A 25,307-nucleotide genomic window follows, 5' to 3' on the forward strand; every position below is an offset into this window, starting at 1 on the left:
TATCCCTAAATAGAATATATCATCTATTTAGATTAAAGTCAATATAGACCTCCATACCATTAAAGTATTGCCCTTATTCCTTGTAAACAAACTTTTAAATTAGAAAATGAAAAAGTTAAAGCCTGCATAAATGATGCCTTATCCTCTTTAGGTATGATATTTTTAATTTTAATAATCTTATCATTTTTTATTCAAGATAGTTCATACTTTTATAACGGCCGGATTTTCTTAATAGTGCTCTTTTTAGGTAGAATTCTTGTGCAATATTTCTTCATTTCACATACTAAAAAACCATAGGGAATTCAATCCCTATGGTTTTTTTGATTAGTTACTAGATTTTTAATTTTTAGAAATTATTTAACTTTATACGATTAAAATCTTGAAAACTATTTTTATTTACTTATTTCATCATTATTGGCCTTTTTCTCTACCGGTAATACGGTAACTTCAAATTCAGAAATATAGGCATTTTCATAATCTAACGCTTTAATTTTAAAATTAGAAATGTTCATTTCATCATTAGCCCGAAATTTAGAATTTTTATTAAGGATAAGTCCCGTAAGTGTGACTGCATCGCTCTCTTCTGTCTCTTTGAGCGTTGTATCAAAGTAGCGTTCAAAATCGTATAAGGTCACTTTACCTGAAACCTTGTATCGATTATTACCCAAATCTACTATATTATCATCATTCGTATCATCAAATTCTTCCCTAACAACACCGAATAATTCTTCATAAATATCTTTATCTGTAATAATTCCTGAAGTGCCACCATACTCATTAACAACAATAACAATTGGCGTACGCCTAGATACCATGACATCCATAATACTATGAACCTCGGCATTTTCTTGAACAGCCGGAATATCACGCATAATTGTTGAAATTAAATTCGATTTATTTATTTTTTCCTGTCGTAATAAATCATAACTATAAACATAACCGATAACTTTGTCTTTATCATTATTAGCAATGACTGGGAATCTTGAATATCTCGTTTTCCAGTATAAGTTAACAACATTTTTAATGGTTGCGTCTACATCTACTGCAACCATTGATGTCCGGTCAATCATAATATCTTCCGCTACTTTATCATTCATATCAAATGCGCGTTGCATAAAGGTTAAATCTTCTTCATCAAGTTCACCAGCATTCGCAGATAGACGGGATAATGACAGAATTTCAGTTTGCGAATAAATATCTTCTTCATTTTCAACTTCATACCCTAATAAATGTGTAATCCAATTTGCCGATCGATCTAAAATCCATATTAGCGGATATAAAACGATATGGAAAAAGAGAATAGGTCGAACAATAAATAATAATACTGGCAATGGATCTGCAATCGCAATATTTTTAGGAACTAAATCAGTAAAAACAGCATGAATAACCGTAAAAATAAGAATTGCAGCAACCGATGCAATAGCGTTTGCCATAGCTGCAGGTAATATATTGGATTGAATAATCGCATCCGCAATTGTTTTTTCACCAATCCAACCAAGAATCAAACTGGTTGAGGTTATTCCAACCTGGGCTGTTGACAGGTATTCCGTTAAGTTTTCCGTCATGTGAATAGCTCGCTTAATATTTTTAAGTGGCTTTTTTTCATACATATCTTTTAATGCACTAACCCGTACCCGAACCAGCGCATACTCAGTAAGCGTAAATAACACAGACAACAGTAATATCGCAATGATAACAATGATATTCAATAAATAACTTTCCGGACCAGAATCCAAGGTAACACCCTACTTTCAATTTGTCATAATTTTTATTATTAATCCTTATTGTATCAAAAATTGTATCCATAAACTAGTGAGTACCCATTGACTCTTTAAAATATGATATAATTCATGTATCATATTACGTATTTACAAAAAAACTGAATTAAATAGTTCAATCGTGTTTTTAATAAAAAATCGGGGGTAACGATATGTGTAGCCACTTAAAAGTGCCATTCATCTTGCTTTTATCAACAGTTATCGGTTTAATTTTAATATACTTTGGACAAGGATTTTTAGGCTGGTCTATTGGTTTTATCGCTATTATTTATTGCATGATTTGGATTCCTAAAAAACACTGACTAATTAGCACCTTTAAAAATAAATAGCAAAAGCGCAGAATCACATAAAACCTGATTCTGCGCTTTTATCATTTATTTAGCATTTCTCAAGAAAAATTTCACAATAAAACTAGATCCCTTAACTTTTCTATCTGTCGGCCTTTTCTGATTAACAACCGTTAAAATCTGCAACAACGTAAATGCAATTGAGCTACGTTTCCTAAATGAAATATACTTTGAATGCCATTCTGTTACATATTTATCCTTATATTGCTTCAAGCCTTGGAAACCATAAAAACGGTATCCATACTTATAAATCATATGGGCAATTTTTTCTTCAACAAAACTAAATTTAGATTCACCCACATTCGATAATGGTGCCATACCCATATCAAATAATTCATAACCCTCTTCTGTCGCTTGTTGAAATAAACTAATGAAAATTTTATCCATTATACCAGATGGTGCCATTTCTCGACTATATCTCATCAAATCAATCGATAAAACCCTATGATTTCCAGTAGGCATCATTGTCGCAAAAGCAACCTTACGCCCTTCAGAATCGTTAATAACGGCAATCGGTGCTTGATTAAGATAATAATCATCAAAGAATCCTAAAGAAAATCCTTTTTCAGATTGTCCACCTAGCCAACTGTCAGAAATATCTTTTAATTCTTGAATCGTTTCTTTTGAATAGGGCGGTTCAATCATCGCAAATGCATAATTTTCTCGGTCAAATTTATTCATTAAAGCACGCTCTGAACGTCGTTTTTTACCAGACAACACCACTTCAGAAACTTTAACGAAACCTTCTTCACCAATTTTAATAAAATCAAATCCAACTTCATGCAACATCATCGTTAATTGTGCATCAACTTCATAAAAGACTAACTCTAATCCCTCAACATCTGCATCAATGATAAATTGATTAATAGCGGCACGAATAAACTCAGGATTTCCAACTGGCTCACCCATAACAACTAATTTATTCGACTTTTTCTGATAAAGGAAAAAGACTTCATCCTGCCCTTCATTTTGATAAAAATAGACATTCTTATCCCTTAAGAAGGCAAGATGACTGACTTCATTTCCACCATAAGTATCAACCACGTTTTTAACACGATCTGCTGGAAACTCTTGCTCACCAAATCGTTGATCCTTACGAGATAGGTACGTAAATGTGACCCACACAACAATGACTGCAAAAAGTAACCCCAAAAATCCAGATAACCAAATTTTCTCTGATGGAAATAAGAAAACATCTGGGACCTTACCCGTATGATGAAATTGTGGTGCATTATAGAACCCAACTATTGTATAGAGAATAAACGTTCCCGCAAATATGCCTCCATCAATTAGCAAGCGTCCCCACGAATATTCAAATCTTTCACGATAAAATATTTGTTTAGACAACAACGCACAAATTAATATAACGGCTAAGAAAATAAGTAAGGTAATTGAAAAATCATGCCAGAGGGTATTAATAATCCCCATGACAACAAAAAGAACCATTGGCCAATAGGCACGTTTAACCTTAGATTCAATGCCTCGACCAATTCCAATCATTAAAAAGGCAATAAAAATATTGCTCATCTGATGAATAAAGTAGAAGGTATATGGATATAAGTAACTAATAATCGGATTAGTAAACGTAAATTCTGGGACCGTTGAAGCCAATAACAGAATAACTCCTGTCACATAGAAAAATAAAACAAGGATAAAATGCGCAACTCTTCTAAGTAACACAACAGGTAATCCATTTAAATACTCATTAAATCGACCACCTGAATCTTTAATAAATAAAATGACTCCCACTAAGAACGGGAATATATAATAAAATAATCGATAGAATAACAACCAAATAACAGCCGTACTATTATGTACACCTAGTGTCTGTAGTCCTAATATCATAAAGACATCAAATGACCCTAATCCACCAGGAATCATTGATACAACACCAATAATTGACGCGATAACGAATAACGGAAACACAGCTACTAAGTGAGATGGATCAACATTCATCATGTATCCAATAAATATGAAGAATAGTCCAGCAGAACCCCATTCTAAAGATGACCCAAGAATGAGTGTTAATTCGCGACCAATTGTTAAATCCGCAAAAAATTCTGAATCTCTGGTTTTTGTAATAATGAAAACAATTGGAAAATATAACCCACCCAATAATAACCAGATCCAATACTGTCCGAACTGTGAGCCAATATTTAAGCCAAAAATTAAAATTAAAGACACCCAACAATACAGTGATAGACCGGCAACTAAAAATAATGCTACCTTTGAAATAGCGAATAGGACTTGTTTTTTAGAAGCATTTTTACTATAGAAATTAGCTCTCAGCGAGGCTCCTAGTAAGCCACCAAATCCTGCAATATTAGTCATTGTATTGGTTATCCAACCACTTTGTAGAATATAACGCCATGAATATTTCTCTGGCAAAAATTTAACCATCACAAAATCATAAATCATCATAGGTAAAACGGCAATAAACCCAATTACCAGCATTAATAAAATGGATCCAACCGACTGTGACTCAAAGCTTCTTTGAACTTGGGCACCATTAATATCTCTAAAGATACGTCCAACTTGGATAATAACAAAAATTAAAACTGATAAAATAAATAGGAGTTTCAAAACTGTTAATCTCTTTTTGATAAATTCATTACCTGCATTAATTATTTTTTTCATTTTTTAAATCCCCCTGCTTATTATTGATCACTCATACTCCCTGCAGATGTATGACGCCACGTTCTGGTTCTTTGACATACTATTGAAAAATAATTAACTCTGTTTCAAATCATTTACCATTCATGATTAACCTTCATAAGCTGGATAAATAAAACATCCCTACAAACATAATAACTATAATAGTTATTATGTTTAAAATTCTGTCTTATTTACAGCTAGTCATCTTTCATTATATTTTAGTCAGTTCCATTTTTCCAGTCATTAGGTTATTTTTTTATCTATCTCTTAGAAAACCTTTTAATTAGGTTAACCTACTTTTCTTCCACGGCAAAATTTTCTCCATTATAATACGTTTCGTTATCCAGGACGGATGTTACTTCATCAGAACATTTTCCTCCTAAAGTAACATTTTCAAGTAATGACTTATTTAATAAAACCAACAGTCAGTTTATCAAGATTTAGGATTAATTTTGAAAACGTATTTTATCAGGACTTTAACCAATAATAGCTATTGCACTTCCTGATAACTATAAAATACTATCAGCACATTACATTTTATCATTTACAAGTAATTAAAAAAATCATTTAAATAATCTGCAGTTTAGCCTATAACCTCTTCTATAATATGGAAAAAGACATTATACGTTAGCAACACCGAAGGCTGTTCTGAAGAAATGAACAAAAGTATTGAAAATTTGTTTCTTCACCATTCTGAAATCAAAAACACCTTTAACCATCACTATTCTAACGGGCCCTTAGAAGGCACAAATAATAAAATCAAGGTCATTAAACGTATTAGTTTTGGCTTTAGAAACTTTTACAAATTTCGAATCAGACTATTTATACACTCAAAGTACATACAAAAAAAGTTCTAATCACTAAGTGATCAGAACTTTCATAATATTATCTAACAACAACAGTTGACGAAGAGCCAAAAAAATAGCCTGACGCTACCCTGTAAACAGGACAACATCAGGCTAAAAATAATTAAATTATTTAAGAGTAACTACGGCACCGACTGCTTCTAAATTAGCTTTCATTTCTTCAGCTTCATCTTTAGAAACGCCTTCTTTGATAACTGATGGAATGTTATCAACTAAACCTTTAGCGTCTTTAAGGCCTAAACCTGTAATTTCGCGAACAGCTTTGATAGCTTTAACTTTTTGGTCGCCAGCTTCTGTTAATTCAACAGTAAATTCTGACTTTTCACCAGCATCTTCGCCAGCAGCAGCACCAGCAGCAGCTACAGGAGCTGCAGCTGAAACACCGAATTCTTCTTCGATTGCTTTAACTAAGTCGTTTAAATCTAAAATGCTTGCTTCTTTTAAATCAGCAATGATTTTTTCTGTATCTAATGACATGTGTGTATCCTCCATTTTATGTGTACGATTTTTTGTGTACAATTAAGTACCGATCATAAATGCTAAGCATTAAGCAGCAGGTTCTTCGTCCTTGCTTTCTGCAACAGCGTTAAGCGCATAAGCAACGTTGCGAACAGGTGCTTGTAATACTGAAAGTAACATTGAAAGTAAGCCATCACGACTTGGTAATGTAGCAAGAGCGTTAATTTCTTCTAACGTTGCAACTTTACCTTCGATAACGCCACCTTTAATGTTAAGTGCTTCAGCAGTCTTAGCAAAATTAGCCATAATACGTGCAGGTGCAACAACATCTTCGCTAGAAAATGCGACTGCAGTAGGTCCAGAAAATACTTCTTCCATACCTTCATACCCTGCTTTTTCAGCAGCACGTACTAAAATCTTGTTTTTAATAACTTTCATTTCAACGCCTGCTTCACGTAATTCCTTACGTAATGCAGTCACTTGGTCAACCGTTAAACCACGGTAATCAACAACAACTGCAGATGCAGCGTTATTAAATTTTTCAGTTATTTCATCCACGATTAATGCTTTTTGTGCGATAAATTCTTTACTCATAATTGATTCACCTCCTGTAGTCGTGTCAGAGCTTTTTTACAATAAAAAAACTCCGTGTCCACCAAGACACAGAGAGAGTAATACTTCACTCCTCGGCAGGTAAATTAAGGCTTGCGCCACCTGAGTCTTCGGTAGAATCATAAATTAATTGACTTCTATAAATCTAACATAGTTAAATTTATAGGTCAACTAAAGAAATTTAATTATCTAATATTAGTTTTGAGCCAAGTTTAAGCTTGGACCAAATGTTGTTGCAACTGATAAATGTTTGATGTAGCCACCCTTAACTGACGATGGGCGAGCTTTAACAATAACATCGTTGATAACATCAAAGTTACCAATTAATGCTGCATCATCAAATGATACTTTACCAATTGGAACATGAACATTTCCATCTCTATCAGTACGGTAAGTTACCTTGCCGGCTTTAGATTCTGAAACTGCTTTTTCAACGTCCATTGTAACAGTACCTGTTTTAGGGTTAGGCATTAAACCTTTAGGTCCTAAGACACGGCCTAAACGTCCAACTTGGGCCATCATATCTGGTGTTGCAATAGCAACATCAAAGTCTAACCAGCCACCAGAAATACGTTCAACCAAGTCATCGTCACCAACAACGTCAGCACCGGCTGCAAGTGCAGCTTTAGCTTTTTCGCCTTTAGCAAATACAACAACAGTTTGGTCTTTACCAGTACCATTTGGAAGTACAACAGCCCCACGTAATTGTTGGTCTGCTTGTTTTGTATCTAAGTTTAAGTTGTAAGCAAGTTCAACTGTTGCATCAAACTTAGCAAAATCCATTTTCTTAGCTAATGCGATTGCATCAGCGATTGAATAGTTTTTACCTTCTTCAACTTGTTTTAGTGCGTCTTGATAGTTTTTACCTTTTTTAGCCATCTTGAATTTTCCTCCTTGCAATATGTGGTCTAACGGATAAACCTCCCACTTGATACATCTACTTTCATAGAGTATCCGACCGAGAAGCGTGTTTGTAGTTTAGGAATTAACCTTCTACAACGAATCCCATGCTTCGTGCAGTTCCTTCGATCATGCGCATTGCAGATTCAACACCTGAAGCGTTTAGATCTTGCATTTTAGTTTCAGCGATTTGTTGAACTTGAGCACTAGTTACGGTTGCAACTTTTTTAGTGTTAGGTTCGCCAGAACCACTTTCAACGCCTGCAGCTTTCTTTAAAAGAACTGCTGCGGGTGGTGTTTTTGTAACGAAATCGAATGAACGATCTTCGTAAACACTAATTACAACGGGAATCAACATACCAGCTTGATCAGCTGTACGTGCATTGAATTCCTTTGTAAAGCCCATAATATTAATACCAGCTTGTCCTAATGCAGGACCAACCGGTGGAGCAGGAGTTGCTTTACCTGCTGGAATTTGTAATTTAACGACGTTTGCTACTGTTTTAGCCACGTGACATACCTCCTTGTAAAGTCCGTGCGTGGTAAATGGAGATATAAATTTCTCCTCCCACTGTATGCAGAACATACTAATATAATATAACACCCAGATGGGTTCCACGCAATCTATTTATGCTTTTTCCACAAAAATTTATAAATTGATTCATCAACTCGCTTATTCTCATGCAATAAACTGTGCGCAGCTTTTCGACCACTCACAATTAATTCATGATAATTAAGTTGATTTTTAACTAGGTACCGAAGCGATAGTGCGCTGTTAACAGAAACGGCACCATCATTTCCATCCTTCAAATCACCAGCAATATTTAGAAATTGTAAGTTTTTTGGTAGATGTTGCATTGCTTTGTCAAAATATTGGTAAAGTGGTGTTGTTTCAACTGGACCATCATCTGTTAAAAATAAATCTTCAATTTTTGGTGTTGTCCGTGCAATATTATGATCATTATAAGGCGCTCCAATTGAAATAGCATGCGCTACTGTTGGCGCATCAAGTGCATCCCGGTATTCCGTCAAGTAGCGTAAGATACTAACGCTGCCCATTGAATGCCCAACAAAATCAACTTTTTTAATAGCATAAGCACCATATAAGAATTGCATAATCCGGTACAGCCATGCACTCTGCTTTTCAACAGAAGCGACATTATTTTTAAATAATATTTGAACAAAAGGCTGTGCAGATCTTAACTGCCCTTCAACGTGTAAGCTACCATCAAGATCGACTATAATGACCATATCTTTTCGCCCATAACCTACTCGTTCAAATCGATTAATCATTGATCCAAAAGATAAGCGATTACCACCATAGCCATGAACAAACAACGTCGGTACCATCTTATTACTAGGTACAATGGGATCAGAAGCATCAATTGTGACATGTCCTAATCGTCTGAATTTATTTCCGATAAAGAAACTTGTACCGGCACCCAGACCTAATAAGCCCATTTGTAAGAGTCTCTTAGTCATTCAATCACCTTCTACTTTTGCGAATCTTTACTTTAATAATTTATCAACTTGGTCAAAGTTTAATTCAGTACTTGTTTCGCGACCAAACATATCGATATCAACTTTAAGTTTTAATTTTTCGTTATCAATTTCAGTCACTTTACCGATAAGGTTAGCAAATGCACCTTCAACGATTGTGACAGATTCGCCAATTTCGATATCTAATTCTTGATGACGTGCACTCATTCCTAAACGACGTAGAATTAATTCTACTTCTTCAGGTAATAATGGCGCTGGTTTACTTCCGGCACCATGAGAGCCAACGAATCCAGTTACACCTGGTGTATTACGAACAACATACCATGATTCATCTGACATACCCATTTCAACTAAAACATATCCAGGGAACGTTTTCTTCATGTCTGTTTTTTCTTTACCGTTTTTAACTTCACGTTCTTCTTCTTCAGGGACAACTACACGGAAAATAAAATCTTCCATACCCATTGATTGTGCACGTGATTCAATATTTGTTTTAACTTTATTTTCGTAACCAGAGTAAGTATGTAGAACATACCAACTTTTTTCGATTGATTCCATTATCGCTATCTCTCCTTAAATTATCAGGTTTATTTTTCTCAAACAAAAAAAACTCCGCATCAACGAAGTTTTCTCACTGATATTAGTATATCAAAATATCAGTTAAATAGCTATTCTTCTATGAAAATAGGGAAACGAATGCAGAAGCACCTGAATCAACAATCCAAAAGAAAATTGCGAATAAGATAGCAGTTACCACAACCGTTGTTGTATCACGGCGAAGTTCTTTACCTGTTGGCCAGGTTGTTGCTTTAATTTCTACAATCACACTTTTAAGAAATGCATTAATTTTTCTCATCATTATCCCCCTATTTTGTTTCACGATGTAACGTATGTTTATTGCAATATTTACAAAATTTATTTACTTCTAGGCGTTCGGTTCTGCTCGGTTTTGCAGCAACAATATAGTTACGTGAGCCACAAACGATACAAGCCAATGCTACTTTTCTTTGTGCCATGACTTTTTCTCCTTAATGTAAAGCTAGCTAACACTAACTTCGACTAACATTTTTAAAGAATACACTTATTTTACATTAAAAGAAAGAAAAAAGGAACCACCCTCTTTTCTTTCTCATCAAAATTATCGATTTTCTTTAAAGAATAACCCAAGCTTACTCTTGCACCTTGCGATAGATCCCAACACTTTTTTGAGATCACAATCTAAAATAAGCATAATTTCTTCTGGTGTTTTCATTTGATAATAAAGTAAAACAAACGTACTTCTTTCTAATTCTGATAATTTTAATTCAAAAGCATCCAACTTTTCTTGAAGGATAATCCTGTCATCTGCCAGTATTTCGCAATAAAAAGAGGGCCGTTCACATTCGCCATAAGTTTCTTCATAACACTCTAAAGAATGTGAATTCACGTCAGACAATCGTTTGGCAGCTGATTGTTTACGAATTAAACTAAATATACAATTGGATAAGCTCGTTTTAAAATATTGACCAAATGTAATTCCTTTATCTGGTTGGTAATTTTTCAAAGCTCTAAAACAAACAGCCCTAGCTTCCTGTAAAAAATCTTCGGTGTCCCATAATTTTAAATAGTATTTACGAATCACGCAATAGACCATTGGCCGATAACGATCAAATAACGGTTCAAATTTATGTTCTGCGCCTGATTTAATTTGGCAAATCAATTGAAAATCTGTTTCTTTTTCAGTACTCCGGTAAGTTTCATCTAACAAGTAGATACTCCACATCCGGGTCTCCATTTTTCAATATAACAAAGATACTGATTGATTACAACAAGCAATCATTTATGTGATAAGTCATCACGTAGCTTAGCCAAATTATTTAGCTGATCAGTATCCCAAGGCGAGCGACGAACTAATGCCTCAGTTTGATATTGTTTAGCTTGTTGGGCCACTTCTTTTTTGGATTCATTAATATTTTTATAGAGTTCCCAGGCCGGAATTCTTAATGCTCCTTGTGAAAAAATTGTCCATTGTTCTGCTTGATCACTTGTTGCAACCGTTACCTGTGTCAGCTTCGTTTGCAGGTCACCAATCATGGCTTCAATATAACTATCAGCTGTTTGGCCCTCTGCTGTCCAGATAATCTCTAAGCCATATTTTGTATAACTCTTCGATAATCCTGGAACATACATTGCATCAAAAACAACAATTAAACGTGAATCAATTTGTTTATGGTAATTTGATAATTTGTGCAGTAATAAATCACGTGCTTCATCAAGTCGCTCAGATTGTTTCAATCGATTTAATTCTGGCCAATTACCAATCATATTATAGGCATCTACAACCAAAATTTGTTTTTTCATTATTATTTGCCTCTTGAGGTAAAACCTTGATAAATGAGCAAACTAGCTGCAACACTGGCATTTAAGCTTTGAACATGCCCAACCATCGGAATCGTTAGCATCCCGTCACAAGCTTTTTTCAATAATGGTGAAATTCCTTTACCTTCATTACCAATCACAAGTGCCGTTGGTCCTTTAGCATCCCATTCACGGTAATCTTGACCGTCCATATCTGTTCCAAAGACCCATAAACCAGCCTTTTTCAATTCATTAACAGTATTCACCAAATTAGTGACACGCGCAACTGGCATGTATTCAATAGCACCCGTTGATGTTTTAGCAACTGTTGATGTTAGCCCAACTGCACGACGTTTAGGAATAATAATCCCATGTACACCAGCTGCATCGGCTGTTCTCATAATTGAGCCCAAGTTATGTGGATCTTCAACGTTATCTAAAATAAGGAAAAAGGGTGGTTCATCTTTATCAGCGGCACTTTTAAAGAGGTCATCAATTGTTGCATATTCAAATGCAGCGACTGCAACAATCACCCCTTGATGATTTTGTTGGTCTGATAATAAATCGAGCTTACTTTTAGGTACAAGTTGTGTGATAATCCCCTTTTTCTTAGCTAGTTGTTCAATCCCATTTAAAACATCTGATTTTAAACCAGATTGTAAGAATAATTTGTTAATTGATTGATTACTTTTTAATGCTGCTTCTACGGGATGACGGCCAATAATAAAATCGCCCGCTTCTTCGCTACTTCTTGGTTGTCCCATTTAAATTCTCCTTTTCAACAGTGTCAATGCACCATTTTGCCAATTCGGCCAATCTATCGTTTTGATTACTCAAAAATAAGTATCCAAATAATGCTTCAAATCCAGTTGAGATACGGTACGTTATGACTGATGTATTTTTAGCTGAAGTGTGACTTTTAGCATTACGACCACGTTTAAAATAATCTAATTCTTCTTCAGTTAAAATAGCCATTTCTGTCATTTTGTCGATCAAAAAAGCTTGTGCTTTGGCTGACACATAGTGTGTCGCATGATGATGTAATTGCGTAGGTCGTGTAAGTCCCTGAACGAGTAAATGTTTACGAACAAAAACTTCGTAAATACCATCGCCCATATAAGCCAACGCAATTCCATTCATTTGTTGATAATCTGCATTATTTTCCATTAGTTTTTTCTCCATCTTGTTCCTTGCGGTGTGTCTTCCAATAGGATACCTTCAGCCGCAAGTTGATTACGAATATCATCGCTTTTTTGAAAATCTTTTTGTTTCTTAGCTTCTAATCGTTGTGCAATCAAAGCTTCCACCCTAGCATCGATATCATCAGATTCTTGGTCAAATGTGAGACCAAAAACTGAAGTCATTCCTTTAAAGGCCTCTAACAAATGCTTAATTGAAACTAGTTCAACTTGATTACTTTCAGAATAAACATTCATTTTCTTAGCCATATCATACACAACTGCGATACCGTTTTGTGCATTAAAATCTTCATCCATAACCGTTTTGAATTGCGTTAAACTTGCAGCAATTTGCTCTTCAATTACTTGATTTGAACCTGCCACTGCATCATTCAAACGATACGTCAAATTGTCAAAAGCCGTTTTCAACTTATTCAAATTGTTAGTTGCTTCATCAATATTCGTTTGACTATATTGAATAGGACGACGGTAATGTGTCGTTGCCATGAAGAAACGAACCACTTGAGGATCAACTTCCTTAATCATATCATGAACAGTCACAAAATTACCTAATGATTTACTCATTTTTTCATCATTTTCACCAATGGTGACAAAGCCATTATGCATCCAATAATTTGCAAATGTTTGACCCGTTTTGGCTTCACTTTGAGCAATTTCATTTTCATGATGTGGGAACATTAAATCTTGTCCGCCACCATGAATATCTATTGTTGGACCTAAATACTTAGTTGCCATAACGGAACATTCAATATGCCAGCCTGGGCGTCCCTTGCCAAATGGTGAATCCCAAGACAGGTCATCATTTCTAACTGATTTCCAAAGCGCAAAATCAATCTCATCTTCTTTACGTGCCGTTTCTTCAGTATCAACGTGTTGACTGGCACCTTGTTCTAATTCATCAATATTTTGATCAGATAATTGACCATAATCTGGGAATTTACGTGTTCTAAAGTAAACATCTCCATCAGATTCATAAGCATACCCTTTATCAATTAAATCTAAGATAAATTGAATAATATCCGCAATATTTTCTGTTGCTTTAGGATTTTTAGTTGCCGGTTCAATCGCTAATGCCTTTGTATCTTCCATGAAAGCCGCAATGAACTTATCAGCTAATTGTTGAACTGTGATGTGCTCTTCTTTGGCCGCTTTAATCATTTTGTCATCAACATCTGTAAAATTAGACACATAGTTCACTTTAAAATCACGATATTCAAAATATCGGCGAATGGTATCAAACGCAATGGCACTACGCGCATTACCGATATGAATATAGTTATAAACCGTTGGCCCACAGACATACATACTGACTTGGTTAGGAATAAGTGGTTTAAATACTTCTTTTTGATTCGTTAATGTGTTGTAAATTGAAATCATATTATCACCCGCCATTTAATCTTTTTGTTAAAAAAAGACGTCTTTTATATCTCTATAAAAGACGTCTTGAACGTTATTCCACTCTTGAAAATACAGTTCGCCTGTATCCAACAATGAGTTAACGTTCATTACACGACTATCATTACTTTGTTCATCATAGCATTTCAAAGAGGCACTTCACAACTAGCATCTGTTTCCTCACATCCCCGAAAACTTTCTGAAAAACACAAAGTTGTTACTCTCTCTTATCAAAAATTATTTTGTATTCATTTCTTCTAATGTTTTATTTAAATGAGCTAATGCTTTTTCACGACCAAGCAACTCAATTGAAGCTGGTAATTCAGGCCCATGCATTTCACGTGTCGTTGCGATACGGATAGGCATGTACAATTGACGTCCTTTAATCTTCGTATCTTTTTGAATTGATCTGATTGTTGCTTGAATAGCAACAGCATCAAAAATATCAATTGCTTGAATACGTTCAGCAAATTCCTTTAAAACAGTTGGGGCTGTTTCAACAGCCAATTCTGCTTTAGCTTCATCATCAAGAACAGGTGGTTCGCTCACAAAGACTTCAGCCATCTCAGTAATTTGACCAGTGTAAGACATTTGTTGTTTGTATAGGCTAATTAATTTACGAGCCCATTCAATTTTTTCAGCACTTGGATCAGCTTCAATTTTGCCATCTTGAATTAGTTGACGTAAAGCCAAATCCATTACCTTATCTTCATCAGCTGATTTGATGTATTGGTTATTGATCCATTCCAATTTTTTACCATCAAATGAAGCTGGTGATTTGCTCAAACGTTTAGGATCAAACATTTTAATCAATTCTTGACGAGAGAAAATTTCACTTTCACCAACTGGTGACCACCCTAATAATGTAATAAAGTTCAACATTGCTTCTGGTAAGTAACCCAATTCACGATATTGTTCAATAAATTGAAGCACATTTTCATCACGTTTACTTAATTTTTTACCTGTTTCTGTATTAATGATTAATGTCATATGTCCGAAAATAGGGGCATCCCAGCCAAATGCTTCATAAATCATTAATTGTTTAGGTGTGTTTGCAATATGATCGTCACCACGAAGCACATGTGTGATTTCCATCAAGTGGTCATCAACAACAACGGCAAAGTTGTAAGTTGGCATTCCATCACGTTTTTGAATGACAAAATCGCCACCGATTGTATTAGAATCAAACGTAATATCACCTTTAACAATATCTTTAAATTCATATTTTTTGTTTGTTGGTACACGGAAACGAATAACTGGTGTTAGACCTGCAGCTTTTGATTCAACAATCTTAGCAGCAATTTCATCATCAGACATCCCTGCATATTCATATTCATAATGAGGCATTTCGTTACGGGCTTTTTGCGCATCACGATCTGCTTCAAGTTCGTCTTCAGTTTTGTATGATTCGTAAGCCCAATTTTTATCTACTAATTCTTGAATAAGTGGTAAATAAATGGCTTTACGTTCTGATTGACGATATGGGCCGAAATCGCCTGGTTTATCAGGACCTTCATCCCAGTCCATTCCTAACCACTTCAAGTTATCTAACTGACTACGTTCGCCATCAGCAATATTTCTTTTTGTATCCGTATCTTCAATACGAATAATAAAAGTTCCTTTTTGACTTCTAGCAAACAAGTAATTAAATAGCGCTGTACGCGCATTTCCAATATGTAAATGTCCAGTTGGACTTGGTGCATATCTGACACGAATTTTATTTTTAGCCATGATAACGCCTCTTTCTTTTTTCTGTATTTGTTTATGACGATTCAAATCGCCTATTTAAGGCTTTAATCAACTCATCTAGTTTACAATGAATTACATAAAAAATAAAGCCAATAATCTAAGTATTGCCTTTATTTCTTGTCGTTTATTTTTTTCATTGAATGTAATGGTTTCGCAAAAATCATTCTTCCAGCATCCGTTTGAAGCGCACTTGTCACAACAACATCAATCGTTTTATTCAAGAAGTATTTTCCTTCTTCAACAACAACCATTGTACCATCATCCAAATAAGCAACCCCTTGTTGACGTTCCGAACCATTTTTTATAACAACTACCCGTAATTGTTCACCTGGAATAACACGTGGTTTTAATGATTTAGCTAATGCATTCACATTTAAGATTTGAACATTTTGAAATTCACTTACTTTGTTCAAGTTGAAATCATTGGTCACAATGACCCCATCAATTGTTTTAGCTAATTTAATTAATTTACTATCAACCTCTTCAATATCTGCAAAATCACCCTCATACATTTCAATTGGAATAATTTTCTCATCTTGCAGTTTATTTAAAATATCTAATCCACGACGCCCACGGACCCGTTTGATACTGTCCGCTGAATCAGCAATATATTGAAGTTCATATAAAACAAAGTTGGGCACCAATAACGTTCCTTCTATAAAACCTGTTTTAATCAAATCATAAATTCGGCCATCAATTAAGATATTTGTATCCAAAATTTTGTATTCATGATAGTTATCATTGGCATTTCGATCTAACAAACTACTTTCAACGACATCATTTTTCTTATTTTTTGACGTAAATAATTTACGCCAATCTTCCAATCGGTTGGTTCCAATAACGAAACCAAAGTATCCCAACAAGAAAAGTAAAAGAACTGGCACAATTGTATTCAATAACCAAATTTCTGAACGATAAAATGGTGTTGATACCAAAATAGCGATGACCATCCCGACAATAGTAGATACACTAGCCGTTAATAACATCATGGGACTTTGATTTGTTAAATAACTTTCAATATTAGTCAGTAATTTTTCTAGTGGCGTAATTAAGAAAAAGGATAATATAAAGGCTAAAACAACACCCACCAAAAAATTAACGACCCCATTATTTAACCAACCAATTCTTGCAATATCGACTAACTTCCAAAGAAGTGGCAATAAACTAACGCCAATACCACCACCAACTAACGCAATCACACCTTTAATAATATTTCTACGCATACTTAAATCTCCTCTCTAGCTAAACACGACTTTGAGTGCTTCGCTTAATGTTGCAACACCAACTACTTTAATACCTTTAGGTGGTGTCCATCCTGATAAATTATTTTTTGGAATAAAGATTCGCTTGAAACCTAATTTTTGTGCTTCAGCAACGCGTTGTTCGATTCGGTTAACCCGCCGAATTTCGCCGGTTAATCCAATTTCACCGACAAAACTATCTGCGGGATCTGTTTCTTTATCTCGATAACTTGATGCTATACTAACGGCAATTGCCAAATCAATTGCGGGTTCATCTAACTTCACACCACCAGCTGCCTTAAGATAAGCATCTTGATTTTGTAACAACAAACTTGCTCGTTTTTCAAGTACAGCCATAATTAATGAGACCCGATTATGATCAAGTCCCGTTGTTGTTCGCTTAGCTGTTCCGTAAACGGTTGGTGTAATCAGCGCCTGAACTTCCACCAAGATGGGACGTGTTCCTTCCATGGATACCACGATAGCTGAGCCTGTTGCACCAGCCAACCGTTCCTCTAAGAAAATTTCAGACGGATTAGCAACTTCAAATAGACCACCTTCACGCATATCAAAAATTCCAATTTCATTTGTTGACCCAAAGCGATTTTTAACCGCACGTAGAATACGGAATGTATGATGCATATCTCCCTCAAAATAAAGAACGGTATCAACCATATGTTCCAAAATCTTGGGTCCAGCAATTGCACCACCCTTGGTCACATGTCCCACAATGAAAATTGTAATGCCATTGGTTTTGGCAATCTGCAATAACTCAGCCGTTACTTCTCGAATTTGAGAAACACTACCGACTGCTGCGGACATCTCTGGTTCTTGCATCGTTTGGATCGAATCAATCACTACATAATCTGGATTCAATGTTTCAATATTTTGACGAATGTTACCCATATCCGTTTCAGGATAAAGATAAAATTTCTTACCACCAACGCCAAGACGCTGGGCACGCATTTTAATTTGAACAGCACTTTCTTCACCGGAAACATATAAAACAGTTCCACCCGTTTGACTTAACTGTCCAGAAACCTGTAAAAGGAGGGTTGATTTACCAATTCCGGGATCACCACCAATTAAAACCAGCGATCCCGGTACAACGCCGCCACCAAGAACACGATTCAACTCACCTAGATCTGTTTCAACGCGTTCCTGTTCTGCCATTGAGACATCATCTAACAACTCTGGTTTAACAGCATTACCAGTAAAACTCACCCGGGCTTTACGATCTGCTTTTTGTGATTGTTCACGTTCTTCAACCAACGTGTTCCATTCACCACAGTTAGGACAGCGTCCCAAATATTTTGGTGAGGTGTAGCCACAGTTTTGACATACAAATTGTGTTTTTACTTTTGCCATACAAATCCCCACCCTTTTTTATACTTTCTATTGCTAATATTTTATCACATAAAACGCAACCTGTAATTGGTGTCAGTATTCTTAACTATTCCATAATAATTATTTACCCGATGATCCAAAACCACCAACCCGTTTTGTTGCAGTCACTTTTTCATTATCAACCGTCAAATAAGGCATGAAGATACCTTGTCCAACACGATCACCTTTTTTTATAACTTGATCTTTCAAACTAAAATTAACCGTCTGAATAAAAATTTCACCTTCATTTTTTTCATTACCATAATAATCAGAGTCAATGACACCAATTCCATTTGGTAAAATTAAACCACGTTTCAATGGACTACTTGACCGATTTGCCAGTAATAAAAATTCGTTATCTTGCATATATGCCTTAATTCCTGTAGGAATCAGATAAGGTTTCAAAATAGCATGTGCTTGAGCCAATTCATCCTCGTTAACTGTTTTACTGTGACGAATTACCCATAATACCTTTAAAAACCCACTTTTCCAAATTGATGGTAGCACAAAATCTTCAGCAGCAGCTAAATCGTACCCTGCAGAATTGGCTGTCGAACGAACAGGTAGCTTAATTTTACCTACATATTTAGTTACAATTTCAAATCCTCTAGTTTTCATTTTTATATCCTCATTATTTGTTTACTTTTTATCTTACCTCATTCATGACATAAATGGCTAGTTTTTGGCCGTTTTTTAATGTTATAATTAGTTTTGAAGGTGAGGTGCTCGAATGGCTTTTCAACTAAATGAAACCGATTTACGTGAGTATAACGCTAATAACCAGTTAATCGGTCGAATTAGTTTTACATTAATTAACGATAATCAGACAATGGTGTTTGAACATACTTGGGTAGATGATGCGCACCAGCATCAAGGGATTGCTCAAAAAATGACCGATTATTTAATCAAACAGGTTATTGCGAATAATCAGACTATTTTGCCATTATGTCCTTATACCAAGGTCTATATGAGTAAACATCCAGAACTTTCAAAATTAATTTATGCACCTCAATAAAAACTAGGAGCGTGACTCAAATGAATCAAGATGACTTAAAGAAATTAGTTGGACAAAAAGCGGTTGAATTTATTAAAGACGGTATGGTTGTTGGACTTGGTACCGGTTCAACAGTGAAATTTATGGTCGATGCACTAGGCAAACGTGTTAAAGAAGAAAACTTATCAATCATTGGTGTTTCAACGTCAGTCCGAACAGAAGAACAAGCTAAATCGCTTGGTATTCCAGTTAAATCTGTTGACGAAGTTGATCATATTGATTTAACAATTGATGGTGCAGATGAAATTGACGATCACTTCCAAGGAATTAAAGGCGGTGGCGCTGCTCATTTATTTGAAAAAATTGTTGCCATCAACTCAACTAAAAATATGTGGATTGTTGATGAAAGTAAACTTGTCCACACTTTGGGTAAGTTTCCACTTCCTGTTGAAGTGATTCCTTATGGTAGTCACCAATTATTCAAAAAGTTAGCAGCTAAAGGACTCAATCCTGAGTTCAGAACTGTAAATGGTGAAAACGTCTTAACAGATTCTAAAAATTTTGTCATTGATTTACATTTAGGCGAAATAACTGATCCAGCTGACTTACAAGATTACTTAGTCAAACAAGTTGGTGTCGTTGAACAAGGTCTATTTTTAGACTGCGTGAATACTGTTATCGTAGGACGTCAAGCAGGTCCTGAAGTCTTAGATGCACACTCTGATACATTTACAATTAAATAATTTAAAGAAAGAGTTAATTTCGATTGACTCTTTTTAAATACGCAAATTTCTCTTTATTTTAAATGAGAATTCTCTTTTCTTTTTAACATTGTTTACTAATCTAATTGAATGCATTATACTAAATGTAGTACTTAAATCTTATGTAGGAGTGTGATTTTTTTGACACAATCAATTAGTTCAGAACAACTCGCAAAATTTCAAAAAAACTTACATGCACGTGAAAGCCACACCGTTATTGAGCGCGCAGTTACAAAAAATGGTATTTTAGCCAATAGTTACGATTTAAAAGCACAAGCTAAAATGGACCCTGTTTTCTCAATCGATCTCGACGTTGGTCAAGTTTCTAACCAGAAACAATCAGGTCGTTGTTGGATGTTCGCCGCATTAAATACAATGCGCCATGATATGAAAACAAATTTCAAATTTGCTAAAGACTTTGAATTGTCACAAAATTTCACCTACTTCTGGGATAAACTTGAAAAAGCAAATTACTTCTACCAAAATGTCCTCGAAACAGCTGATAAACCAACCAGTGATCGGACCGTTTCTTGGTTAATGACAACACCTCAACAAGATGGTGGCCAATGGGATATGATCGTTGCCATTATCGAAAAATATGGTGTTGTTCCTCAATCTGTTATGCCTGAAACGTACAATAGCTCTAAATCAAGCGAAATTAACGCCACTTTAAACTTAAAATTAAGAAAAGATGCCGTTGATTTACGTGAACTTGTCGCTGCTGGAACAAGTTCAGAAGAGATTGAAGCAGTTAAAGAAACTAAATTAACTGAAATCTATCGTTTATTGGCATATAGTTTTGGCGAACCACCTGCTACATTTGATTTTGAATATCGTGATTCTGATAATAACTATCATATTGATCAAGATTTAACACCAAAAACATTCTACGAAAAATTTATTGGCTGGGACTTAAGTGACTATGTCTCAATCATTAATGGCCCAACAGATGACAAACCATACAACAAGATGTACACAGTTGATCGTCTCGGTAATGTCGTCGATGGTCGTCCTATTCGTCATTTAAATGTTGATATGGCTGATTTTAGAGAAGTTGCCATTAAGCAATTACAATCAGGCGAAAGTGTTTGGTTCGGCTGTGATGTCGGTCAATCATCTGAACGTCAAAAGGGTATTATGGATACGGAACTTTACCATAAAGATGAACTATTCAATATCGATTTAGCTTTATCAAAAGCGGAACGTCTTGATTATGGCGAAAGTTTGATGACACATGCCATGGTCTTAACGGGTGTCGATTTGGTCAATGATCAAGCAACTAAATGGAAAGTTGAAAACTCATGGGGCGAAAAAGTTGGTAAAAAAGGCTTCTTCGTTATGAGTGATGACTGGATGGAAGAATACTGTTACCAAGTTGTTGTTAACAAGAAATTCTTACCAGAAAAATTACAAGCTATTCTAAAAGAAGAACCTAAAGTTCTTGCTCCTTGGGATCCAATGGGTGCTTTAGCCTAATTAAAAAAGTAACAACAAAATAAAAATTTGTTGTTACTTTTTTTGTGTCAAAATTTGTTTACTTTTAATAGTCAAATCATCATTTAATGTATATAGAATGGGCTCCCCATTTGGCACTTCAACCCCATCAATATCTGAATCTGAAATGTTTTCCAAATATTTAATTAAGGCTCTAAGTGTACTACCATGTGCGACAACTAGCTGGTTCTTACCTTGACGTAACTCTGGCGCAATAACATCTTGCCAGTACGGTAAAATACGTTCAAACGCCATTTTTAAGCTTTCTGCGGTTGGCAAACTTCTTTCAAGTTGATAACTGTATCGCCTATCACTATCAGGCACTGACAAACTTGGCGGCACTGAAGTATAACTACGACGCCACTGAGCAACCTGCTCAACGCCATAATTACGTTTAGTATCCTCTTTATTTAAGCCACGTAATGCCCCATAATGGCGTTCATTTAATCGCCAATTTTTTTGTATTGGCAACCAAAGTTGATTAGTTTCTTCCATTATAATATTACTGGTTATAATCGCACGCTTCAAAACAGACGTATGTACCTGTGAAAAATGAATCCCCGTATCTCGAATGATTACACCTGCAGCTTTAGCCTCATTAATTCCCTTAGTTGTCAAAGGAACATCGGACCAACCAGTATATTCATTATTTTTATTTGCTAAGCTCTCACCATGCCTTACTAGAACCAATTCAACCATTGTTCAAACCCTCTTCGCTATTCATTACTATTCATTATAACAAAAAAGACTTAAAACAACGATGTTGTTTTAAGTCTTTTTAGATTTTAAATTATTTTACTCGACCAGCAAAACTTGGTTTCCAATAAGCATTCATTGTACTAATTTTAACATTTTGACCTTCAGTTGGTGCTTCAGCAAATTGACTTCCACCTAAGTAGATAGCAACATGATATGATGCGCCTTTTGATCCCCAGAAAAGTAAATCTCCAGGTTGAGCTTGTGAAACTGATTCGTAAGTTACATTACCTTCTTGGGCAACAGTGTAACCACCAATTGATTTTCCAGCAGCATGTGCATAGACATAACTAGTAAAGCCTGAACAATCAAAACCACTTAATGATTTACCACCCCATACGTATGGGATACCCTTTGTAGTTAATGACCTTGCTAAAGCAGTAATACTACTTGTGTCAAGACTTGAAGCACTCACAGAACTTGAGTTACTTGAACTTGGTTTGCTTGAACTTACAGGACTTGAACTTGTATTACTTGAACTTGCATTATTTGAACTTGCATTATTTGAACTTACGTTATTTGCAGTTGATTTGTTTGAGCTTGCAGGACTTGATTTTGTGTCATTTGAGTTTGATTTGCTTGAACTCGTATCACTTGAATTTGATTTACTTGTATCATTTGAACTTGTTGCTGCCTTAGTTGCTTTTGCAGCTGCAGCATCTGCGGCTGCGGCATCATTTTTAGCATTAGCTGCTTTTGTTTCAGCTGCTGCTTTTTCAGCTGCTGCCTCTGCTTCTTTTGCTTTATCAATAGATGATTGTGCATCTGATTTTTTTGAATCAATTTGTGCTTTTAATGTATTTGCATTTGCTTGTTTAACAGCTAAATCAGCTTGTTTATTTGTGTATTCTTTAACTGTTTTTTCTTGAGCTACTGCTTTCTTATCTAATTGAACTTTATCAGATTTAACTTCAGCTTTAGCCTCTTTTTGTTGTTTAGCAGCCTTTTGACCAGCACTAACTAAGGTTGTAACTGTCCCAACACGTTTAAAGGCGTCAACAACATTTTTTGAATCCGAGACAAATTGCACCATACTTGTTGTACTTCCATCAACTTGTAATGCACGTGTTTGGTTGGCTAGTTGTGAATCTCTCTGTGTAATTTCAACATTTAAACGACTAATTTTTTTGCCTAAATTATATTGATCTGCTTCAAGTTTTGCAGCACTATCTTTAGCACTCTTAACCTCAGCTTTAGTTGAAGTGATTTCACTATTAATTGTTGCTAATTTTGCAGTTACTTTTGTGCTCTTGCTATTTAATTTAGTAATTGTGCTTGTTAAATCAGTTATACTATCTGAAGCACTCACTTGTTTTACAGCTGCGTTCATTCCAACAAGTGTTGCTGTCATCATCATTACTTTAGCGATTTTACTATTAATTTTCAAAAGGCACTCTCCTATTAATTTTCATTGTATTTCTTATTTATTTAAACGTTATTTAATTTCAGGTTGTTCTTTTCTCAACTAGAATAGAATATCACGATTCTTAGGTACATACCATTACGGTTCGTTTACATTCGAATTCAATTAACGTCATTTGATTTCAATAACATTACACGAATGTTACAAATCTTATTTTCATTACTTCTAATGGCATGTATCGGCTAATAAGTAACCATTCTTTATTTTAATAAAAATGACATAACCGTAATATAATAATTTCTTTTTATTGGTGCAATAGCCACCTTAGCCTAAAATAACACCCATCCCTTGCTTTGAAATTTATCCTAATTCCTTAATAATCCCTTAAGACCAATCGCTTTTTATTTTTATTTATCGTATACTCTCTTTAATTGAATGAAAGGTAAGGTACAGGACAACCATGTCTAAAAATAACGATTCGGGGATTACACCTTCAGTAAGAAGTGACTCTCAAGGTAAAAGAAATAAGCATCCATTATTATGGGGGTTATTAATTTTATTACTTTTGGGAATTGGATTTGGAGGCGTATACGCTTATTCGGCAATTACCCATACCGAAAAAACGGTCGCAAAAACCTATAAAAAAACGAAAGCAAAAAAATTACGAAATGTTTCAAGTATTTTAAGTCAGAAAAAACCATTTTCAATCTTATTAATGGGGACAGATACCGGTGCGTTAGGTAGAGATGATGCTGGCCGGACAGATACACTAATTGTCGCAACCGTTAATCCAGCAACGAAACAAACCACTTTAATAAGTATCCCTCGTGATACTGAAGTTAAAATTGATGGCAGCAACGAAAGTGCTTCAAAAATTAACAGTGCTTATACCTATGGTGGCCGTGATGGTTCAACATCAGCCGTCAACACTGTCCAAAATTTATTAGATGTTCCCATCGATTATTACATGGTCATTAATATGGGTGGTTTAAAGAAAATTGTTGATGCCGTCGGCGGTGTTGATGTTAAACCATTACTCTCGTTCAACTATGGGGGAACACATTACAAAAAAGGTGAAAAAATCCACTTAACTGGTAGACAAGCATTGGGCTATACAAGAATGCGCCACTCAGATCCATTAGGTGATTATGGCCGTCAAAAGCGTCAAAAACAGATTATTACCGCAATTGCTGGTAAAGCAGAATCTGTCAGTTCTCTTACAAACTACAAAAAATTGTTAAAAACAATTGATGGTAATATGGTAACTGATCTCAGTTTCAATGATATGATTACAATTGAAACTAGTTACAGAGATGCCGCTGAATCAATTAAATCTGATCTTTTGCAAGGAACAAGTACCGATGTAGATGGGCTTTCATTTGAAGTCCCATCTACAAATGAGAAAAAACGTGTTTCAAATGCGATTCGTTCTCAATTAGGTTTAAAAAACTCAACACAAAGTTTTACTCGTTTAGACCAAAAACTTTCAGAATAACTAAACAATCAAAAAGAAGT

The 25,307-nt window shown here is 35.1% G+C and carries 25 protein-coding genes, 1 pseudogene and 1 other annotated feature; of the genes and pseudogenes, 5 read left to right on the forward strand and 21 right to left on the reverse strand.

Annotation, left to right across the window (positions count from 1 at the left end):
• Positions 1-392: 392 nt before the first annotated feature.
• Together ACVQ8P_RS02345 and mprF are read right to left on the reverse strand one after the other, a co-directional pair.
• Entirely contained in the window at positions 393-1,736 is a 1,344-nt protein-coding gene (locus tag ACVQ8P_RS02345; protein ID WP_462297297.1) for a hemolysin family protein, read from the reverse strand.
• A gap of 416 nt (positions 1,737-2,152) precedes the next feature.
• Entirely contained in the window at positions 2,153-4,762 is a 2,610-nt protein-coding gene (gene mprF / locus ACVQ8P_RS02350) for a bifunctional lysylphosphatidylglycerol flippase/synthetase MprF (protein ID WP_462297298.1), read from the reverse strand.
• Between the two features lie 674 nt (positions 4,763-5,436).
• On the opposite strand from mprF, the pseudogene ACVQ8P_RS02355 reads away from it, so the two are divergent.
• Positions 5,437-5,607 (forward strand): annotated as a pseudogene (locus ACVQ8P_RS02355) (transposase); the annotation flags it as partial.
• Positions 5,608-5,754: 147 nt separating this feature from the next.
• Here the strand turns inward: ACVQ8P_RS02355 and rplL are convergent.
• The 17 genes from rplL to ACVQ8P_RS02440 all read right to left on the reverse strand — a co-directional run bounded on the left by rplL (position 5,755) and on the right by ACVQ8P_RS02440 (position 19,042).
• Positions 5,755-6,123, reverse strand: a complete 369-nt coding sequence (gene rplL / locus ACVQ8P_RS02360) for a 50S ribosomal protein L7/L12 (protein WP_462297299.1) — start codon at positions 6,121-6,123, stop codon at positions 5,755-5,757.
• Between the two features lie 69 nt (positions 6,124-6,192).
• Positions 6,193-6,699 (reverse strand): 50S ribosomal protein L10, encoded by a 507-nt coding sequence (gene rplJ, locus ACVQ8P_RS02365; RefSeq protein ID WP_462297300.1) that lies wholly within the window; start codon positions 6,697-6,699, stop codon positions 6,193-6,195.
• Between the two features lie 34 nt (positions 6,700-6,733).
• Positions 6,734-6,849: a sequence feature (ribosomal protein L10 leader region), on the reverse strand.
• Positions 6,850-6,912: 63 nt separating this feature from the next.
• The gene (rplA, locus tag ACVQ8P_RS02370) at positions 6,913-7,596 is read right to left on the reverse strand and encodes a 50S ribosomal protein L1 (protein ID WP_462297301.1); all 684 of its coding nucleotides are present in this window, start codon (positions 7,594-7,596) and stop codon (positions 6,913-6,915) included.
• A 106-nt stretch (positions 7,597-7,702) separates the two neighbouring features.
• Positions 7,703-8,128: a 50S ribosomal protein L11 gene (rplK, locus tag ACVQ8P_RS02375; RefSeq protein WP_409021537.1), complete on the reverse strand. Its 426-nt coding sequence runs from the start codon at positions 8,126-8,128 to the stop codon at positions 7,703-7,705.
• Positions 8,129-8,241: 113 nt separating this feature from the next.
• Positions 8,242-9,099 (reverse strand): alpha/beta hydrolase, encoded by an 858-nt coding sequence (locus tag ACVQ8P_RS02380; protein WP_462297302.1) that lies wholly within the window; start codon positions 9,097-9,099, stop codon positions 8,242-8,244.
• 27 nt (positions 9,100-9,126) lie between these two features.
• Positions 9,127-9,678 (reverse strand): transcription termination/antitermination protein NusG, encoded by a 552-nt coding sequence (nusG, locus tag ACVQ8P_RS02385; protein ID WP_462297335.1) that lies wholly within the window; start codon positions 9,676-9,678, stop codon positions 9,127-9,129.
• Positions 9,679-9,793: 115 nt separating this feature from the next.
• On the reverse strand, positions 9,794-9,973 hold the full coding sequence (gene secE, locus ACVQ8P_RS02390; RefSeq protein WP_462297303.1) for a preprotein translocase subunit SecE: 180 nt from the start codon (positions 9,971-9,973) through the stop codon (positions 9,794-9,796).
• A 10-nt stretch (positions 9,974-9,983) separates the two neighbouring features.
• Positions 9,984-10,133 carry a 50S ribosomal protein L33 gene (rpmG, locus tag ACVQ8P_RS02395; RefSeq protein ID WP_057974231.1) on the reverse strand — a complete coding sequence of 50 codons (150 nt, stop codon included), beginning with the start codon at positions 10,131-10,133 and terminating at the stop codon, positions 9,984-9,986.
• 122 nt (positions 10,134-10,255) lie between these two features.
• On the reverse strand, positions 10,256-10,891 hold the full coding sequence (locus ACVQ8P_RS02400; protein ID WP_462297304.1) for an RNA polymerase sigma factor: 636 nt from the start codon (positions 10,889-10,891) through the stop codon (positions 10,256-10,258).
• 41 nt (positions 10,892-10,932) lie between these two features.
• Complete coding sequence (locus ACVQ8P_RS02405; RefSeq protein WP_462297305.1) at positions 10,933-11,457, reverse strand: NYN domain-containing protein; 525 nt, start codon at positions 11,455-11,457, stop codon at positions 10,933-10,935.
• 2 nt (positions 11,458-11,459) lie between these two features.
• A complete protein-coding gene (gene rlmB, locus ACVQ8P_RS02410) occupies positions 11,460-12,218 on the reverse strand; it encodes a 23S rRNA (guanosine(2251)-2'-O)-methyltransferase RlmB (protein ID WP_462297306.1) in 759 nt (252 codons plus the stop codon).
• Positions 12,199-12,621: a Mini-ribonuclease 3 gene (locus ACVQ8P_RS02415; RefSeq protein WP_462297307.1), complete on the reverse strand. Its 423-nt coding sequence runs from the start codon at positions 12,619-12,621 to the stop codon at positions 12,199-12,201. Before ACVQ8P_RS02415 ends, rlmB begins: the two co-directional genes overlap by 20 nt.
• Complete coding sequence (gene cysS / locus ACVQ8P_RS02420; RefSeq protein ID WP_462297336.1) at positions 12,621-14,030, reverse strand: cysteine--tRNA ligase; 1,410 nt, start codon at positions 14,028-14,030, stop codon at positions 12,621-12,623. The genes ACVQ8P_RS02415 and cysS overlap by 1 nt, the downstream gene beginning before the upstream one ends.
• A 255-nt stretch (positions 14,031-14,285) precedes the next feature.
• The gene (gene gltX / locus ACVQ8P_RS02425; protein ID WP_462297308.1) at positions 14,286-15,779 is read right to left on the reverse strand and encodes a glutamate--tRNA ligase; all 1,494 of its coding nucleotides are present in this window, start codon (positions 15,777-15,779) and stop codon (positions 14,286-14,288) included.
• Positions 15,780-15,907: 128 nt separating this feature from the next.
• The gene (locus ACVQ8P_RS02430; RefSeq protein WP_462297309.1) at positions 15,908-17,020 is read right to left on the reverse strand and encodes a PIN domain-containing protein; all 1,113 of its coding nucleotides are present in this window, start codon (positions 17,018-17,020) and stop codon (positions 15,908-15,910) included.
• 15 nt (positions 17,021-17,035) lie between these two features.
• A complete protein-coding gene (gene radA, locus ACVQ8P_RS02435; protein WP_462297310.1) occupies positions 17,036-18,406 on the reverse strand; it encodes a DNA repair protein RadA in 1,371 nt (456 codons plus the stop codon).
• Between the two features lie 99 nt (positions 18,407-18,505).
• Positions 18,506-19,042 (reverse strand): dCTP deaminase/dUTPase family protein, encoded by a 537-nt coding sequence (locus ACVQ8P_RS02440; RefSeq protein ID WP_462297311.1) that lies wholly within the window; start codon positions 19,040-19,042, stop codon positions 18,506-18,508.
• 112 nt (positions 19,043-19,154) lie between these two features.
• Here ACVQ8P_RS02440 and ACVQ8P_RS02445 point away from each other — a divergent pair, with 112 nt between their 5' ends.
• The 3 genes from ACVQ8P_RS02445 (at position 19,155) to ACVQ8P_RS02455 (ending at position 21,655) form a co-directional block, all read left to right on the forward strand.
• Entirely contained in the window at positions 19,155-19,439 is a 285-nt protein-coding gene (locus ACVQ8P_RS02445; protein WP_462297312.1) for a GNAT family N-acetyltransferase, read from the forward strand.
• A 20-nt stretch (positions 19,440-19,459) separates the two neighbouring features.
• Positions 19,460-20,161, forward strand: a complete 702-nt coding sequence (gene rpiA, locus ACVQ8P_RS02450) for a ribose-5-phosphate isomerase RpiA (RefSeq protein ID WP_462297313.1) — start codon at positions 19,460-19,462, stop codon at positions 20,159-20,161.
• A gap of 159 nt (positions 20,162-20,320) precedes the next feature.
• Positions 20,321-21,655 carry a C1 family peptidase gene (locus ACVQ8P_RS02455; protein WP_462297314.1) on the forward strand — a complete coding sequence of 445 codons (1,335 nt, stop codon included), beginning with the start codon at positions 20,321-20,323 and terminating at the stop codon, positions 21,653-21,655.
• A 33-nt stretch (positions 21,656-21,688) separates the two neighbouring features.
• Here ACVQ8P_RS02455 and ACVQ8P_RS02460 read toward each other — a convergent pair whose 3' ends face one another.
• Both ACVQ8P_RS02460 and ACVQ8P_RS02465 read right to left on the reverse strand, forming a co-directional pair.
• Complete coding sequence (locus tag ACVQ8P_RS02460; RefSeq protein WP_462297315.1) at positions 21,689-22,372, reverse strand: 2,3-bisphosphoglycerate-dependent phosphoglycerate mutase; 684 nt, start codon at positions 22,370-22,372, stop codon at positions 21,689-21,691.
• A 91-nt stretch (positions 22,373-22,463) separates the two neighbouring features.
• Complete coding sequence (locus ACVQ8P_RS02465; RefSeq protein ID WP_462297316.1) at positions 22,464-23,816, reverse strand: C40 family peptidase; 1,353 nt, start codon at positions 23,814-23,816, stop codon at positions 22,464-22,466.
• A gap of 436 nt (positions 23,817-24,252) precedes the next feature.
• On the opposite strand from ACVQ8P_RS02465, the gene ACVQ8P_RS02470 reads away from it, so the two are divergent.
• A complete protein-coding gene (locus tag ACVQ8P_RS02470; protein WP_462297317.1) occupies positions 24,253-25,287 on the forward strand; it encodes an LCP family glycopolymer transferase in 1,035 nt (344 codons plus the stop codon).
• Positions 25,288-25,307: the final 20 nt, after the last annotated feature.

It is taken from the genome of Dellaglioa sp. BT-FLS60 (assembly GCF_054941065.1).